Below are 12,352 nucleotides of genomic sequence, written 5' to 3'. Positions count from 1 at the left end.
GCGGATGGCGGCGAAGAACTCGCGGTCCTGCAGCTCGATACCGTTCATCGAGACGTCCACCTTGGAGACGTCGATCGGCTGCTCCTTGCCGTCGACGAGGTCGTCGTAGCGGGCGATGTAGGTGCCGTTGTCGCAAATGTAGCGGAAGAAGGTGCCCAGCGGCCCGTCGTTGTTGAACGAGAGGCTGAGGGTGCAGACCGCGCCCGACGGGACCTTCAGCTGGATCGACATGTCCATGGCGATGCCCAGCTCGGGATGCATCGGCCCCTGGACGCCGCGGGCGACGCTGATCTCCTCGCCGGTCTGGTAGGCGAAGAGGTCCACGGTGTGGGCCGCGTGGTGCCACAGCAGGTGGTCGGTCCAGCTGCGCGGCTGGCCGAGCGCGTTCAGGTTCTTGCGGCGGAAGAAGTACGTCTGCGCGTCCATTTGCTGGATGTTGAGCTCGCCGGAGCGGATACGCTTGTGGATCCACTGGTGCGAGGGATTGAAGCGCCGAGTGTGGCCGCACATGGCGACGAGCCCGGTGCGGCGCGCCGTCTCCACGAGCCGCTCGGCGTCGGCCAGGTGGTCGGCCATGGGAATCTCGACCATCACGTGTTTGCCCGCCTCGAGGCACTGGATGGCCTGGGCGGCGTGGATCGGCGTGGGCGTGGCCAAGAGCGCGGCCTCCACGCCCGGCTGGGCCAACGCCTCGGCCAGGTCGAGCGTCCAGTGCCCGATCCCGAACCGCTCGGCTGTCGCCTTCGTAGCCTCGGCCACGCCGCCCGCCAGGCTGACGACCTCGACATCCGGAATCGCGGCGATCGCCTCCAGGTGCTTGACGCCGAACGCACCCTCGCCGGCCAGGATCACTCTCATTCGGGTCTACTCCAGGGGCAGGCCGACATAGTTTTCGGCCATCACGGTCTGTGCGGCGCGGGAGCCGCGGATGTACGCCAACTCGGCGGTCTGCATCCGGCGGTCGAACCCCGTCATGTCGGGGAACCGATGAGTAAGACCCGTGAACCACCATGAGAACCGCTCAGCCTTCCAGACCCGGGCCAGCGCGCGGTCCGAGTAGCGGTCGAAGGCGGCGTCCGAGCCGGTGCGGTAGTACTCGGTCACGGCCTCGCTCAGCATGATCACGTCCGACGCCGCCAGGTTCAGGCCCTTGGCGCCCGTGGGCGGCACGATGTGGGCGGCGTCGCCGGCCAGGAACAGGCGGCCGTAGCGCATGGGTTCGGTCACGAAGCTGCGCAGCGGCGCGATGCTCTTCTCGAACGACGGGCTGCGGGTGACGCGGCCGCCCGCTGAGCGACCCAGCCGCAGGCATAGCTCGTCCCAGAACCGATCGTCGGGCCAGTCCTCGATCCGTTGGTCCAGGCTGCATTGAATGTAGTAGCGGCTCCGCGTGGGCGACCTCATGCTGGCCAGCGCGAAGCCGCGCTCGTGGTTGGAATAGATGAGCTCGTGGTCGCACGGCGGCGCCTCGGCCAGCACACCCAGCCAACCGAAGGGATAGACCCGCTCGAAGGTCGCCAGGGCCTCGGCCGGGATGCTGGTGCGGCTCACGCCGTGGAATCCGTCGCAGCCGGCGATCACGTCGCAATCGAGCCGGTGCTCGAGGCCGTCTTGGCGCCAGGTGACATAGGGCTGTGGGGAGCCGATGTCGTGGAGGGCGGCGTCGTGGGCGTCGAACATGATCTCCACGCCACGCGGGCCAGCCGCGTCGAAGAGGTCCCGCATCACCTCCTGCTGGCCGTAGACCACGACGGCGGAGCCGCCGGTGAGCGCCGCCATGTCGATGCGGAAAACCTCGCCGTCGCAGGCCAGGTTCGTGCCCGTATGGACCAGCCCCTCCTCGCGCAGGCGGCGGTCGAGACCCAGGCGGGCCATCAGGTCGACGGTGACCTGTTCCAGGACGCCGGCGCGGACGCGGCCTTCCACATAGTCGCGGTCCCGTCGCTCGATCACGACGCAGTCCACGTCCGCCTGGCGCAGCAGGTGGGCGAGGAGCATGCCGGCCGGACCGGCGCCGATGATGGCGACCTGGGTTCGCCGGCGGCTACCGCTCATGGAGGCTCGCCTTCAACGTCATCAGGGTCGCCGCGAGACCGGCGACCACCACCACGGGCGCCATGGCCGCGGCCACGCCGCCGGCGGTGAAGCCCGCGCCGAGCAACTGTCCTGCGACCAGCGGGCCGGCGATCGAACCCAGGCGGCCCACGGCGACCGAGGCGCCAGTGGCGAGACCTCGCGAGGCGGCCGGGTAGTACATCGGCGTCACCCCGTAGAGGGAGTACTGCGCGCCCAGCAGGCAGAAGCCCGCAGCGGCCGCGCAGAACAGGATCGGGATCAGCGCCTGCGACAGCGCCAGCCCCAGCATGGCCGCCAGGAGGCCGAGATACGCCATCGCGACCGGGGCCCGCGCGCCGACGCGGTCGACGATGCGGCCCAGCGCAAGCGCGCCCGCGACGCTGGCGAGGTTGAAGGCCATGGCGGCCTGGGCGCCGGCGGTGGCGGGGAGGCCGCGCGCCGTCACCAGGCTCGGCAGCCAGTTCAGCAGCAGGTACAGGACGAGAAGCGTCAGGCCGAAGGTCAGCCACAAGAGCAGGGTGACCAACGCGCGTCCGCCGCCGAACAGGGTTGCTACGCCGCCCTCGGGCGGAGCCGCCGCCGCCGGCTTCGCGCCCCGGGTTTCGGGCATCAGGAAGATCAGGGCCGGCAGCAGGAGGAGCGGCAGGACGCCGCCAACAAGGAAGATGCTGCGCCAGTCGAAGTGGTCGAACGCAAATGCCGCGAAGAGGGCCGCCGAGGCGCCGCCGGCGGGCATGCCGCAGAACATGGCGGTCACGGTGCGGGTCCGCTTGGCAGGGCCGGCCACCTCCAGCGCGATCGCCACCAGGACGGGCATGGCCACGCCCAGGCCCAGGCCGGTCGCCAGGCGTGCGGCCAGCAGCGACGGATAGTCGGCCGCCACCATGGTCGCCAGGGTGGCCAGCCCGAACATCGCCACCGCCGCGGCCAGCAGCAGCTTGCGGCCCATGCGGTCGGCGAGCCAGCCGCCGATCAACGCGCCCACCACGAGCCCCGCCATGCCGCCGCCGAAGGCGATCCCCGCCTCGCCGGGCGAGAGGCCCAGCGCCGGGATCAGCTTCGGCGCCGCCACCCCGATCGCCTGGATGTCGTAGCCCTCAAGCAGGGCCACGGCGAAGCAGAGGGGGACGGCCGCGCCGGTGCGGGCGGCGGCCTTGGCGGCGGGGATCGCGGTCATGTGTCCTCCTCGTGCGCTCCGCCTCTGGCGGGCGGTGGCGCTGGAACTAGCGGCGGTAGCTGGCGAGACCGGGCTTGTAGCTCTTCTCGTCGATGAACTGGCGGATGCCTTCCTTGCGGCCCTCGGTCTTGTCGAGGTGGTTGGCCGCTTCCTGGCGGACCACCAGATAGTCTTCCGCGTCGTCGTAGGTCATGTCGATGACCCGCTTGAAGGCGTCCTTGGCGGCCTTCACCGTCACCGGATTCTTCGCCAGCAGCACGTCGGCCAGGGCGCGAACGCGGCCACGGAGATCTCCCAGCGGCACGGACTCGTTGACCAGCCCCAGCTCGGCGGCCTTCTGCCCGCCCAGCATCTCGCCGGTCAGGATGTAGTACATGGCCTGGCGCTGGTTCATCAGCTGCTCGACCACCTTGGTCGCGCCGCCGCCAGGCAGGATGCCCCAGTTGATCTCCGAAAGGCCGAACTGGGCTTCGTCGGCGGCGATGGCCAGGTCGCAGGCGAACAGGGGCGCGAAGGCGCCGCCGAAGCACCAGCCGTTGACCATGGCGATGGTCGGCTTCTCGAACCAGCGCAGACGCCGCCACCAGCCGTAGCTGTCGCGCTGGGCGCGTCGGGTGGCCATGTGGCCCTTGGCTTCGGTCTCGCGGAAATATTCCTTGAGGTCCATGCCCGCGGAGAAGGACGTTCCCTCGCCGGTCAGCACCAGGACGCCGCAGCGATCGTCGTCTTCCAGGTCGTCGAGCACGTCGTGCATCACCCGGTTGAGGGTGGGGTTCATGCAGTTGCGCTTGTCGGGGCGGTTCAGGGTGACCCAGGCGACTCCGTTGTCGAAGTCGACCTTGACGACGCCCTCGTAGGGTTCGGTGGACATGGGGATTCCGTTCGCTCTCGATGTCAGATGGGGAAGTGGCCGGACTGGGTCTCGATGGTGATCCAGCGCAAGTCGGTGAATTCGGCGATGCCGGCCTTGCCGCCGAAGCGGCCCCAGCCGCTGGCCTTGACGCCGCCGAACGGCATCTGGGCCTCGTCGTGCACGGTGGGGCCATTGACGTGGCAGATGCCCGACTGGATCTGCCGGGCGACCTTGAGGCCGCGGGCGATGTCGCGGGTGAAGACCGCGGCCGAGAGTCCGTATTCGGTGTCGTTCGCGACCGCGATGGCCTCCGCCTCGTCCTTCACGCGGACGATGCTGACCGAGGGGCCGAAGGACTCCTCGGCGTAGATCGCCATGACCGGCGTGACGTGGTCGAGCACGGTGGCCGACATAAGCACGCCGTCGGCCTCGCCGCCGGCCACGATCTGCGCGCCTTTGGCCACGGCGTCATCCACGAGACCCTGCACGCGGGCGGCGGCGGCCTTGTCGACCACTGCGCCCAGCGGCGTCTTCGCCTCCAGCGGATCGCCCGCGACGAGGGTGCGGGCCTTGGCGGCGAACATCTCGACGAAAGCGTCGGCCACCGCGTCCACGACGACGATCCGCTCGGTCGACATGCAGATCTGACCCTGGTTCATGAAGGCGCCGAAGGCGGCCGCCTTGACGGCCTCGGCCAGGTCGGCGTCTTCCAGCACCAGCAGCGGCGCCTTGCCGCCCAGCTCCAGCAGCACCGGTTTCATGTGCTCGGCGCCCAGGCGGGCGATGATCTTCCCGACCTTCGTGGAACCCGTGAAATTGATCCGCTTCACGGCGGGGTGGGCGACCAGGGCTTCGACCACGGCAGGGGCGTCGGCGGGGGCGTTGGTGATCACGTTGAGCACGCCCGGCGGCAGGCCAGCGTCGCGGAAGGCGTCGCCAATCAGGCGGTGGGTGCGCGGGCAGACCTCGGAGGCCTTCAACACCACCGCGTTGCCGCAGGCCAGCGGCGTGGCGACAGCGCGCACGCCGAGGATCACAGGGGCGTTCCACGGCGCGATCCCGACGACCACGCCGACCGGCTGGCGCACGGCCATGGCGATGCAGCCCGGCTTGTCGGAGGGGATCACCTCGCCGGCGATCTGGGTGGTCATGGCGGCCGCCTCGCGGATCATGCCGGCCGCCAGCATCACGTTGAAGCGGGCCCACCCCTCGGTGGCGCCGATCTCCTCGCGCATGGCCGCCACGAAATTGCCGGCCAAAGCCTCGAGGCGGTCCGCGGCGCGGGCCAGGATCGCACGGCGGGCATTGGGGCCGAGCTCGGACCAGCCGGGGAACGCGGCCGCGGCGGAGTTGGCCGCGGCGTGGGCGTCGGCGGGGCTGGCGGCGGCTGCTCGGGTGGCCACCGTGCCTGCGATCGGGTCAAGCCGGTCGAAGCAGGCTTGGCCGGTCGCCTCCACGTCCTTACCGTCGATCAGCAGGGCGAGGCGCGGCTTCGCGGCGATCTGGTCCATGGTGTTCCTCCGGCCTGCGGCGAGATCGTTCGGTGCTCGCGGTCAAATAGGTATATGACATAACAATAATTGGATGTCATCATCTAAAAGTGGCCGGAACACGCAGCGCCGGGGGTTCCCTGCTGGGGGCAGAAAGATGAGAGAATTCAAAGACCAATGAGCAAGTCGCGTACCTCGGCCGCCACACGTGAAGTCGCCGATCCCGACTCGCCTGGAGTCGCTCTGGGCGGGCTCGACGCGCAGATCGGCTTCGTCCTGCGCCTGGCGCAGGTGGCGGTCTTCAAGGACCTGATCGAGGCGCTGCGTCCGTTCGGGTTGCGTCCGACGGACTTCTCGGTGCTGCTCGTTATCGAGGCCACGCCGGGCCTGAAGCAACAGGCAGTGGGCGAGGCGCTGAGCATCCAGCGGCCCAACCTGGTGACCATCATCGACCAGCTCGAAGGCCGCGGCCTCGTGAAGCGCGGCGCCGCGCCGGGCGACCGCCGCTCCTACGCGCTGGCGCTGACTCCCGACGGGGAGAAGCTGCTTGCCCAGGCCAAGGCGGCCCACCTGGAGCACGCCGATCGCGTGACCGCTGCCCTGGGCGACGACATGGACAAGCACATGGTGCTGGAGGCGCTCAGCCGGATCGCGGGAATGGCTTGACGTATGTCACATAACAATTATCCAATATAAGAAGAAGAGCGCACGCCTCGGCGACGCGCCAGGAAGCGTCATAGGGAGGCGGCCGTCCACGCGCCGCGCCGTAAGATGGATCAGGCCCAGCGCCCGTGCGCCGACGGACCGGCCAGGCTGGCCCGCCATGCGCGGGAGATTCCCGGCAAGACCGCCTGTATCGACCTCGGCTCGGGGCGACGCCTGACCTATTCGGCGCTCGACGCCTGGGTGGACCGGTGCGCCGCGTGGCTGGAGGCCGAGCTCGGCGCGCCGGCTGGGGAGCGCGTCGCGACGCTTTCGCGCAACAGCATCGACGTGCTCTCGCTGCAGCTCGCCTGCGCACGGGTCGGCGCGATCTTCCAGCCCCTCAACTGGCGGCTGCCCGGGCCGGAGCTGGCGGTACTCGTGGATGACGCGGGCCCGCGGCTCTTGGTGTACGAGCCTGAGTTCGCGCCCGCCCTGGCCGCCTTGGCGAGGTTCAAGGGCACAACCCTGGTCGCGTTCGACGCAGGGCCAGCCGGGTTCGCCGCCCGCGTCGCCGCGTCGCCGCCGTTGCCGGTCCGCGCTGTGGCGGCGCCGGACGAGGCGCCTGCGACCCTGCTCTACACGTCAGGCACCACCGGCCGGCCCAAGGGCGCGATGATCTCGGAGCGGAACGCCCGGGCCTGCGCCGAGAGCTTCGCGGCGGTCGGGAAGGTGGGGCCCGACGCGGTGTTCCTCTGCGACATGCCGATGTTCCACACCGTCGGTCTCTACGCGGTCTGTCGCACGACGCTGCACGTGGGCGCGACGCTGGTGATCTCGCCGAAGTTCGAAGCGGGCGAGACCCTGCGCCGGCTGGCCGATCCGGAGCTCGGGATCACCCACTTCTTCTGCGTGCCGCAAATGGCCCAGATGATGCGCCAGGAGCCGGGCTTCTCGCCGGCGGCCCTCGCCCGGCTGACGGCGCTGTGCACCGGCGGCGCCCCGATCCCCGCGGCCGTGATCCACCGCTGGGTCGACGACGGCGTAATGATCATCGACGGCTATGGCATGACCGAGAGCGGCACCGTGCTGGGGATGCCGATCGGCGACCTGGATCTGGTGCGGGCCAAGGCAGGATCGGCCGGCCGACCGGCGCCGGGCGTGGCGGTGCGGCTGGTGGCGCCCGACGGCCGTGACGTCGCCGACGGCGAGGTCGGTGAGCTGTGGCTCAAGGGCCAGAACATCACCGCCGGCTACTGGGCGCGGCCCGAGGCGACGGCCGAGGCGTTCCGGGATGGTTGGCTGAAGACCGGCGACGCCGCGCGGCGCGACGCCGACGGCTTCTACTTCCTGGTGGACCGCTGGAAGGACATGTTCATCTCGGGCGGGGAGAACGTGTATCCGGCCGAGATCGAGGCGGCGATCCTGGAACTGGAGGGTGTCTCGGAAGTGGCGGTGGTCGGCGCGCCCGACGCCCGCTGGGGCGAGACCGGCATCGCCTATGTGGTCCCGACGCCCGGGGCCGCGCTTACCGCGGAGGCTGTGACCGCCCATTGCCGCGCGCGGCTCGCGGGCTACAAGCGGCCCCGAGTGGTGGAAGTGACCTCCGACCTGCCGCGCACCGGCTCCGGAAAAGTGCGCAAGGACCTTCTGAAGGCGCGCCACCGCGCCACGTCGCAGACGCCCGCCTGACTGACCGTTGAACCCAGGCCTGCCGCCGCTTGACAGACATGGCTGGCCTGGCTTCATTGTATACAAGAACGAGGAACTCGCGAGATGACCGCCCGGCCCACCTTCCCGATGAACGCCTGGTACGCGGCCGCCTGGGACGCCGAGGTGAAGCGCGAGCTGCTGCCGCGGACGATCTGCAACAAGAAGATCGTGTTGTATCGCAAAGAGAATGGCGATGCCGCGTGCCTGGAAGACGCCTGCTGGCACCGGCTGCTGCCGCTGTCGATGGGCAAGCTCCGCGGCGACGACGTTCAGTGCGGATATCATGGTCTTGTATTCAATTCGCACGGCCGCTGCGTGCGGATGCCGTCGCAGGAGACGATCAACCCGTCGGCCTGCGTGCGCAGCTTCCCGATCGTCGAGAAGCACCGCTTCGTCTGGATCTGGCCGGGCGATCCGGCGCTGGCCGATCCCGCCCTCGTGCCGGACCTGCACTGGAACCACGATCCGGCCTGGGCCGGCGACGGCAAGGTGATCCACGCGAAGTGCGACTATCGCCTGATCGTCGACAACCTGATGGACCTGACGCACGAGACCTACATCCACAGCTCGAGCATCGGGAACGAGGCCGTCGCCGAGGCGCCGTTCGATGTCACCTGTGGCGACAAGACCGCCATGGTCACCCGCTGGATGATCGACATCGACCCGCCGCCCTTCTGGCGTCAGCAGCTGGGAAAGCCCGGTAACGTCGACCGCTGGCAGATCATCCGTTTCGAAGCGCCGTGCACCGTGGCCATCGACGTGGGCGTCGCGCCGGCCGGGACGGGGGCGCCGCAGGGCGACCGCAGCCAGGGCGTGAGCATGGTGGTGATCAACACCATCACGCCGGCCACCGAGAAGACCTGCCACTACTTCTGGGCCAACGTCCGCGACTACCAGCTGGGCGAGCAGAAGGTGACGACCCAGATCCGTGACGCCATCACCAAGGTGTTCGCCGAGGACGAGGCGATCGTGGAGGCCCAGCAACGGGCGATCGACGAGCACCCCGACCACATCTTCTACAACCTCAACATAGACGCCGGCGCGATGTGGGCCCGGCGCCTGATCGACCGGATGGTGGACGCCGAGCACCCGGCCGCTATGGCGGCGGAGTAGCCCCGCGTGTCCCAGACCGTCTCGGCGCTGCTGCAGCTGCGCGACCTGATCCTGAGCGGCGAGCTGGCGCCCGGCCAACGTCTGCAGGAGCTGGCCGTGGTCGACCGCCTGGGCGTCTCGCGCACGCCGGTGCGCGCGGCGCTGGCCCGACTGCAGGAGGAGGGGCTGGTCGAGGCCATTCCGTCCGGCGGCTATGCGGTTCGCGCCTTCTCCGAGCAGGAGGTCAACGAGGCCATCGAGCTACGCGGCGTGCTGGAGGGTCTGGCCGCGCGCCTGGCCGCCGAGAAGGGCGCCAGTCCCGAGCGCCTCGCGCCGCTGAAGGCCTGCCTCGCCGAGATCGACGCGGTGGTCGGCGCCCCGCGTCTCACCGAGGCGGACTTCGAGCGCTACGTGGAGCTGAACGCCCGCTTCCACGAACAGCTCGTGGCGCTGGCCGACAGTCCGATGCTGGCTCAGCAGATCGCGCGGGCCTACGCGCTGCCGTTCGCCTCGCCGAGCGGCTTCGTGATGGTTCAGGCGATGCAGCCGCAGGCGCGCCACATCCTCAGTGTCGCCCAAGACCAGCACCGCTGCGTCGTCGAGGCCATCGAGAACCGCGAGGGCGCCCGTGCGGAATCGATCATGCGCGAGCACGCCCGGCTCGCCCGCCGCAACCTGGAACTGGCGATGCGTGACCAGGACGCCCTGCGCCAGGTGCGTGGCGCCGCCCTGATCGCCCCGCGCCGCGCCTAAGGAACTCCTATGCGATACGTCGACCATTGGGACACCGTCGTCGTCGCGGCGATCCGCGATGCGGCCCCGCAGGTGCGCGAGCTCACGCTCGAGACGCCTTGGACCGGGCCGCACACGCCAGGCGCGCACATCGACGTCGAGGTGCTGATCGATGGGCGGCCGGACATGCGGTCGTATTCGCTGGTGGGCGAGGGTGGCGGCGCCCTTCGCCGGATCGCCGTGAAGGGCGAGCCGCGTTCGCGCGGAGGGTCGCGCTACATGTGGTCGCTCCAGCCTGGCGCACGGCTGAAGGTGACGCCGCCCACGAACAGCTTCGAGCTGTCGCTGGAGCCCGCGCCCTATCTGCTGGTGGCCGGCGGGATCGGCGTGACGCCCATGGTCGGGATGGCGAGCGTGCTGGGCCGCCGCGGCGCCGAGGTGGCGATGCTGTACGCCGGCCGCAGCCGGGGCGAGATGGCCTATCTCGACGAACTGGGGGCCGCGCTCGGCCGGCGGCTGGCGGTCTTCGCCGACGACGAGGCCGGCGGCCCGCCCGACCTGGCGGCGGCGTTCGCGGCCCTGGCGCCCGACGCCCAGGCCTATGTCTGCGGGCCGGTCCCGATGCTGGACTCCGCTCGCGCCGCTTGGGCCGCAGCCGGCCGGCCCGCGACGCGCCTGCGTTTCGAGACCTTCGGCTCCAGCGGGCGCTATCCGAACGCGGCGTTCACCGTCCGCGCGCCGCGCCTTGGCGTCGAAATAGAGGTTCCCGAGACGCGCTCGATGCTGGACGCCCTGGCCGAGGCCGGCGTCGAGGTGCTGGCCGACTGCCGCCGCGGCGAATGCGGGCTATGCGCCCTGGACGTGGTCGCCGCCGACGGCGTCATCGACCATCGCGACGTGTTCCTGAGCGAGGGCCAGCGCGACGAGGGCCGCAAGATCTGCGCCTGCGTCTCGCGCATGGCTGGCGGCGTGATCACGATCGAGCCGCCGTGGCGCGGCGATGTGTCCACCACGCCAAGCAAGGTGTTCGGCTGACAGCTTCGCCGTTATCGGTTATATGACATAACATTCGAAGACGCCGGACCGAAGCGACGTGGAGATCGCCGTCCGGTAGGGGGAGGGCCGATGCTGCAGCAGGGCTTGGACGCAGGGGTCGCCCGCACTTTGGTGCGTGGGCTGGATGCCTGGAACGGCGTCGTGAACGGCGCCTTCGAGAACATCACCGTGGACGCTGCGGACGACTCGTTCGAGGGCGTGATGGACGTGCGCCGGTTCGGCGGGCTGGACCTGTCGCGGATCGCCTCCAGCGCGGCCATCGTCCGCCGTCACCGCCCGTCCGGCGGGCGTGAGCATGCGCGGTACTTCAAGCTCCACATCCAGGAGACCGGCTCGAGCCTCAATCTCCAGGACGGCCGCGAGGCGGTGCTGGAGCCGGGCGACCTGATGCTGTGCGATTCCTCGCGGCCCTACAGCATCCGCTTCGACCAGCCCAACCGCATGCTGGTGCTGCGCCTGCCCGAGGACCGGGTCGCGGCGCGGTTCGAGGATCCCGACGCCCTGGTCGGCCGCCGCCTCGGCGTCGAGAGCCTGGGCGCCTCGCTGCTCTCGGCCTTTGTGCACAACCTCTGGGCCGCCCCCTCCGCCGCCGACGAGGCCGACTGCGAGGGGCCGCTGCTGGACGCCGCCATCAACCTGCTGGCGGCCGCCCACGGCTTCGCCCCGGCCGCCCCGGCGTCCCAGCCCACATGCTCTCGCCAGCGCATCCGCCGCTTCGTCGACGAGAACCTCTGCGATCCCGAGCTCAGCGTGACCGGCGTCGCCCGCGCGCTGGGGCTCAGCCCGCGCTACGTGCAGATGGCGTTCGCCGACATCGCCACCACGCCGCTGGCCTACATCCGCCGCAAGCGGCTGCAGCTGGCCGCGCAGCAGCTCCGCAGACACGGCTCGGGCTGCAACATCACCGAGTTGGGCTTCAGCCTGGGGTTCAACGACCTCAGCCACTTCAGCCGGACGTTCAAAGCCCGCTACGGCGTGGGGCCGCGCGACTATCGCGCCGCCTGAGAGCGAAAAAGCGCAACGATTTCGCGGCTGTGAAAGTCGACTTCGCGCTTGGCCAAGCGCCGGCGCTGTCGTGGTGCTCTCCTCGGGGCAACGAAAATACGAGGGGAGGTCTACCGAATGCCTCGCAAGCTGTCGCTCAAGTCCCTGCTGATCGCCGCATCCATGCTGTCGGCGGCGCCCGCCGTCGCCTGGTCGCAGGAGGCCGCGCTTGAAGAGGTGGTCGTCACCGCCCAGAAGCGGTCGCAGAACCTGCAGGACGTTCCGATCACGATCTCGGCCTTCACATCCGAGGCGCTGCAGGAGCGGGCGGTGGGCAACGTGGCCCAGCTGTCGAACCTGGCCCCCAACGTCACCCTGGACGGCGGCACGCCGTTCTCCGGGTCGCCGGCGGTGCTCTCGGCCTTCATCCGCGGCATCGGCTCGGACGACTTCGCCTTCAACATCGACCCGGGCGTCGGCATCTACGTCGACGGCGTCTACCTCGCCCGCACCGTCGGCGCGAACCAGGACCTGCTG

12 protein-coding genes are annotated in these 12,352 nt (G+C 70.1%); 7 read left to right on the top strand and 5 right to left on the bottom strand.

Annotation, left to right across the window (positions count from 1 at the left end):
* From VGD44_RS12900 to VGD44_RS12880, 5 genes are all read right to left on the bottom strand, one after another.
* A partial coding sequence (locus VGD44_RS12900) for a Gfo/Idh/MocA family oxidoreductase (RefSeq protein WP_331087613.1) occupies positions 1 to 858 on the bottom strand: 858 nt, incomplete at its 3' end.
* A 6-nt stretch (positions 859 to 864) separates the two neighbouring features.
* On the bottom strand, positions 865 to 2,055 hold the full coding sequence (gene pobA, locus VGD44_RS12895; protein ID WP_331087611.1) for a 4-hydroxybenzoate 3-monooxygenase: 1,191 nt from the start codon (positions 2,053 to 2,055) through the stop codon (positions 865 to 867).
* Positions 2,045 to 3,253, bottom strand: coding sequence for an MFS transporter (locus VGD44_RS12890; RefSeq protein WP_331087609.1), 1,209 nt, complete (start codon positions 3,251 to 3,253; stop codon positions 2,045 to 2,047). The genes pobA and VGD44_RS12890 overlap by 11 nt, the downstream gene beginning before the upstream one ends.
* A 46-nt stretch (positions 3,254 to 3,299) precedes the next feature.
* A complete protein-coding gene (locus VGD44_RS12885; RefSeq protein WP_331087607.1) occupies positions 3,300 to 4,124 on the bottom strand; it encodes a p-hydroxycinnamoyl CoA hydratase/lyase in 825 nt (274 codons plus the stop codon).
* A gap of 23 nt (positions 4,125 to 4,147) precedes the next feature.
* Positions 4,148 to 5,617 carry an aldehyde dehydrogenase gene (locus tag VGD44_RS12880; protein ID WP_331087606.1) on the bottom strand — a complete coding sequence of 490 codons (1,470 nt, stop codon included), beginning with the start codon at positions 5,615 to 5,617 and terminating at the stop codon, positions 4,148 to 4,150.
* 156 nt (positions 5,618 to 5,773) lie between these two features.
* Between VGD44_RS12880 and VGD44_RS12875 the strand changes: the two genes are divergently transcribed.
* From VGD44_RS12875 to VGD44_RS12845, 7 genes are all read left to right on the top strand, one after another.
* Positions 5,774 to 6,262 carry a MarR family transcriptional regulator gene (locus tag VGD44_RS12875; protein ID WP_331087604.1) on the top strand — a complete coding sequence of 163 codons (489 nt, stop codon included), beginning with the start codon at positions 5,774 to 5,776 and terminating at the stop codon, positions 6,260 to 6,262.
* A gap of 105 nt (positions 6,263 to 6,367) precedes the next feature.
* Complete coding sequence (locus VGD44_RS12870) at positions 6,368 to 7,930, top strand: AMP-binding protein (RefSeq protein WP_331087601.1); 1,563 nt, start codon at positions 6,368 to 6,370, stop codon at positions 7,928 to 7,930.
* 84 nt (positions 7,931 to 8,014) lie between these two features.
* Entirely contained in the window at positions 8,015 to 9,064 is a 1,050-nt protein-coding gene (locus VGD44_RS12865; RefSeq protein ID WP_331087599.1) for an aromatic ring-hydroxylating dioxygenase subunit alpha, read from the top strand.
* 6 nt (positions 9,065 to 9,070) lie between these two features.
* Positions 9,071 to 9,796: a GntR family transcriptional regulator gene (locus tag VGD44_RS12860; RefSeq protein ID WP_331087597.1), complete on the top strand. Its 726-nt coding sequence runs from the start codon at positions 9,071 to 9,073 to the stop codon at positions 9,794 to 9,796.
* 9 nt (positions 9,797 to 9,805) lie between these two features.
* Positions 9,806 to 10,810, top strand: coding sequence for a PDR/VanB family oxidoreductase (locus VGD44_RS12855; protein ID WP_331087595.1), 1,005 nt, complete (start codon positions 9,806 to 9,808; stop codon positions 10,808 to 10,810).
* Between the two features lie 90 nt (positions 10,811 to 10,900).
* On the top strand, positions 10,901 to 11,836 hold the full coding sequence (locus VGD44_RS12850; RefSeq protein WP_331087593.1) for a helix-turn-helix domain-containing protein: 936 nt from the start codon (positions 10,901 to 10,903) through the stop codon (positions 11,834 to 11,836).
* Between the two features lie 117 nt (positions 11,837 to 11,953).
* Positions 11,954 to 12,352, top strand: a 399-nt coding sequence (locus tag VGD44_RS12845) for a TonB-dependent receptor plug domain-containing protein (protein WP_331087591.1), incomplete at its 3' end; no start/stop codon positions are given.

Origin of the sequence: Phenylobacterium sp. (assembly GCF_036402295.1) — a bacterium.
In the GTDB taxonomy this organism is placed as follows: domain Bacteria; phylum Pseudomonadota; class Alphaproteobacteria; order Caulobacterales; family Caulobacteraceae; genus Phenylobacterium.
Note: the sequence above shows the minus strand (reverse complement) of the source record. Positions and strands in the feature narration are given on the sequence as shown.